The sequence below is a fragment of the Dietzia sp. SYD-A1 genome (genome assembly GCF_015356725.1).
GTDB lineage: Bacteria > Actinomycetota > Actinomycetes > Mycobacteriales > Mycobacteriaceae > Dietzia.
In genome coordinates this window covers 1-3,191 of sequence record NZ_JADDKI010000293.1, presented here as the reverse complement: position 1 = coordinate 3,191, position 3,191 = coordinate 1, and the positions used below count along the sequence as shown (strand labels likewise).

Sequence of the window (3,191 nt, the reverse complement as noted above, 5' to 3'; positions counted from 1 at the left end):
ACCTTCACCACAGTGCCACCACCAGCGACCCCACCAAATGCGACACCACGACCGTCTGCCGCTATCTGTGACCAGACCGGTGCTCGCGTGTATCGCCATGAGCAGATGCCGCCACAGAGCGTCGACAGAACCCCGCCATATAACGGCGAAAGCCACACACCAGCCACTGACCCCGCCCTGAAGATGGTGGGTATCGCTAGCCACAGCAGCTCGACCGCCGAGATTCGGCACTCGGGAGGGACCGCGGTTCTTGCTGACCTTGCGCAGTTTCTCCAGGCACGAGTCAGTGCAGCCGGAAGCCGGACGGGCCACCTATCCGACGCTGTCCCGGTGTGCCGGTGCTGTGGAACTGGCCGTGGTCTTGTGGTCACGCGGAGCAGTGCCCGGGGCAAGGATCGCTAGCAAGACTGCGGCTGCGGCGGTGAGGATTGCCAACGTAAGTGTGGCCTGACTGCTGCCGTTGACAAATGCCTCTTTGGCGTAGTCGACCAATGGTTGCGCCATTGGTCCGGCTTGTGCGGCGATCTCTAGGGCGGCGGCCAGGGAGTCGGAGACCGGACCGCGGGCAGGTTCGGGTAACTGAGGCAGGGCGGGTTGGATGTGGCGGGTGTATCCGGCGGCCAGCACGCTGCCGGCCACTGCGATCCCCATCGCAGCGCCGATCTCGCGGGCCGCATCGTTGACTGCGGCGGCGACCCCGTGTTTGCTCTCCGGAGTTTCGGCGATGATCGCGTAGGTCGCTGGGGCTGTGCATAGTCCGAGCCCTGCGCTCATGATCAACAGCGGCCATAGCAGGTCGAGGTAACGTGCGTCGACGGTCATCCGGCTGACCAGCATCAGGCCAACTGCGATGGTCGCCAGACCGGCGACGGTCATCACTCGTAGTCCAAATCGCTGTGACAGTCGGGGGGCGATCACCGAGATCACGATCAGGGGGACCGTCATCGGCACCAATCCCAACGCCGAGTCCAGCGGTCCGTATCCCAGGATCAGTTGCAGGTACTGCACCAGGAGTAGGAATACCCCGAAAGTGACCAAGAATTGGATGGCCACCGACAACGAGCCGGCGCTGAAGCCGCGCTTGGCGAACAACCGAACATCCAACAAGGGGGCCGAGGATCGCAGCTCAATCAGGATAAAAAAGGCTGTCGCCAACATACCGGCCCCGGCGCTGGCGAGAACGATCGGGTCGGCCCAGCCCCGCGCGGGAAACTCGATCGTGGCGAATACGATTCCCGCAACCGCGACTGCAGCTGCCGCCGCGCCCACCCAGTCCACGGGAGGGTGATCATGCTGGCTGGACTCAGCGATCGTGCATGCCAGCGCGGCCAGTAGGGCTCCCGCTGCGGTCAGTCCGACAAATACCGACACCCACGACCAGCGCTCAAGCAGCACCCCGGCGCCGAGGATGCCTAACACTGCTCCGGAGCCGGCGACTCCAGCCCACACACCTACTGCTCGGCCGCGATGAACGGCGGCGAAGCCAGCAGTCAGAATCGATAGCGTCGAGGGCATTACCAGTGCAGCGCCCGCCCCGGCAATCGCTCGCGCAGCGATCAACCAGGCCGGGTCAGACAGCAGAAGGGGAAGTGCGGACGCCATGGTGAATATCGCCAGGCCTATTACGAGAACCGCGCGTCTGCCATAGCGGTCACCGATCGCTCCAGCGGGCAGGACCAGGCACGCCAGTACCAGCGTGTAGCCGTCGACGATCCAGGTCAGCTGGGCTTGCGTCGCTCCAGTCTCTACCGCAATCTCCGGTAATGCCGAATACAGCGCGGCCATGGCCGCGACCACCAACGCCACGGCTAGGCACGACACCGTGAGCATCCACCATTCGGCTCGGGTCCACCGGGATGACTCGGTGATGGTCTGTTGGGGTGAGTGCATCGCCGGCCCCTTGCTGTGAGATGGTCGGTCTTGGTCTGAGACAAGTAGTATCACAGTATCCGGCTGGCTGGACAGGTTAGCTTGGACGAGAAGTGACCGTCGGCCGAAGGGGAGAGCGTGAACGACTGGAGTGCTGACCGGCCCGCTACGGACGACGATCAGCTCGATCCGCGACTGCTGCGCTCACGAAAACGATTGCTCGACGCTGCCACGCATCTCCTGAGCACTGGCGGTGTAGAGGCGGTTACCGTCGAGGCGGTCACTCGAATGTCAAAGGTTGCGCGGGCCACGCTCTATCGGCATTTCGGCGGGACCGCCCAGTTGCTTGCGGCGACCTTCGAGCGGCTGTTGCCTCGCGTCGAGGTCTCTGCCGACAGTGGGTCGGTACGAGACCAACTCATCGCGCTTCTCACGGCCCAAGCCGACCTGATTGACCAGGCGCCGCTGAACATTACGACTCTGGCTTGGCTGTCAATCGGATCAGTCGGCGGCGATCCTGCCGATTCGGCCGCGATCACCTCACTGCGCAGTCGAGTCATCGAGGAGTACCGGCAGCCTTTTGACCACATCCTCACACAGCCTGACGTACAGGCGCAGCTCGGCAACATCGACACCACCTTCGCGATTGTTCAACTCCTGGGTCCCGTCGTGTTCGCTCGCCTTACTGGGCTCTGCACGGTCGACCACGACGGATGCGTGCAACTTGTTGATGATTTTCTTGCTGCCCGCAAGCAGGGAGACAAACCCATCCCGGCCGAGTCCATCCACGACCTGAACCGCCCTGGCGCCGGCGGATCTCGCTAAATCGGGGCTTCTTCTTGTCGGATGGGTGTGACCGCTCGATCGCCGAGGTCGCCGGGGAGGTGGCGAGGCAACCCTAGAGCCCGGTCGTTTCGGTGCGAGCGGCGGCGAGCCATCCGCTGCAGTCTGAGTGCGGCCGGAACTTCTACCGTCCAGTTTTGACTTCCCGATTAGTCAGGCTGCTGCAAGCGATCGCGAAGCTGACTCCAGAGCTTCAGCCAGTTGAAGCTCGAGCGTGGGCAGGAGGCTAACCGCCGAAGCCACACGTTCCAGCCGAGTACGCACATCGACCTCGTGCTCGATCCCGGCTCGGCCGGCCTCCGTCCATGTCTGTGCACAGTGTCTGGCGGCTACGGCGAGATCTTCGGTCGCGAGGTCACCGGTCAAACGTGCCACGTCCGCGCAGCCGTCAGCGAGCAGCTTTCGGAACAGGCCGCCACCGGTTGGCAGATAGGGCTTGTCGGTACTGCGGGTCCGGTGAGTTGGTACTGCTGTTCCGG

General features: G+C 63.7%; 3 protein-coding genes. 1 reads left to right on the top strand and 2 read right to left on the bottom strand.

Annotation, left to right across the window (positions count from 1 at the left end):
* Window positions 1–312: 312 nt before the first annotated feature.
* Window positions 313–1,890, bottom strand: coding sequence for an MFS transporter (locus IY392_RS12265; protein WP_194861367.1), 1,578 nt, complete (start codon window positions 1,888–1,890; stop codon window positions 313–315).
* Between the two features lie 117 nt (window positions 1,891–2,007).
* Here IY392_RS12265 and IY392_RS12260 point away from each other — a divergent pair, with 117 nt between their 5' ends.
* Window positions 2,008–2,694: a TetR/AcrR family transcriptional regulator gene (locus IY392_RS12260; RefSeq protein WP_031264630.1), complete on the top strand. Its 687-nt coding sequence runs from the start codon at window positions 2,008–2,010 to the stop codon at window positions 2,692–2,694.
* A gap of 171 nt (window positions 2,695–2,865) precedes the next feature.
* Here the strand turns inward: IY392_RS12260 and IY392_RS12255 are convergent.
* Window positions 2,866–3,191 (bottom strand): DUF4872 domain-containing protein (locus IY392_RS12255; RefSeq protein WP_194861366.1); only part of this gene is annotated, 326 nt, incomplete at its 5' end.

What these genes read in the sequence shown, in the direction of transcription:
- IY392_RS12265 (WP_194861367.1), bottom strand. Translation starts at nt 1,890, where the DNA reads ATGCACTCACCCCAACAGACCATCACCGAGTCATCCCGGTGGACCCGA.